Source organism: Streptomyces chisholmiae (genome assembly GCF_031845445.1).
In the GTDB taxonomy this organism is placed as follows: Bacteria; Actinomycetota; Actinomycetes; order Streptomycetales; family Streptomycetaceae; genus Streptomyces; species Streptomyces chisholmiae.
The window spans coordinates 1-446 of record NZ_JAVREO010000202.1 but is presented as its reverse complement, the minus strand read 5'-3'; the positions used below and the strand labels follow the sequence as shown (position 1 = coordinate 446).

The window sequence follows — 446 nt, the reverse complement described above, 5'->3', positions numbered from 1 at the left end:
ACTGTGGACGCCCTCGACCTTTCGTTCTCATCGCCAGCGCTCATGGCCATCTACGCCGGAAACGGCAATGGCAAGACCACGGTGCTGGAAGGCCTGTCCCTGGTCGGACACCTCCCCTGCTTCCCTAGCCTTCGTGTGGGGGAGTCGATCCAGCCCAGCCTCCTGCGTCAGAAATGGGGTGGTCCGGACGCCGGCCCGCCCGCCTTCCACAGGTCACTCAAGCTGGACGAACTGCATCGAGACGGCCTGGCGGCCTGGCTTCAGAAGATGCGGCCGAAAGGCGGGGACCGGTATGGAATGATCGAGTTCGAACTCTACGACTCGCTGGGCGCCAGCAAGGTCACGCACAAGTTCGTCGTTGTTGTTGCTCCGCCCACGGAGAACGGATCGCAGCGCCTTACGGGGATGCTCTCCCGTGGCGACTTCGACCAACGGCAGCCATTCGA

The 446-nt window shown here is 63.5% G+C and carries 1 protein-coding gene; it reads left to right on the top strand.

The annotated features are described in order from the left end of the window. Positions 1-42: 42 nt before the first annotated feature. Positions 43-446, top strand: a 404-nt coding sequence (locus RM844_RS32815; RefSeq protein WP_311671082.1) for a hypothetical protein, incomplete at its 3' end; no start/stop codon positions are given.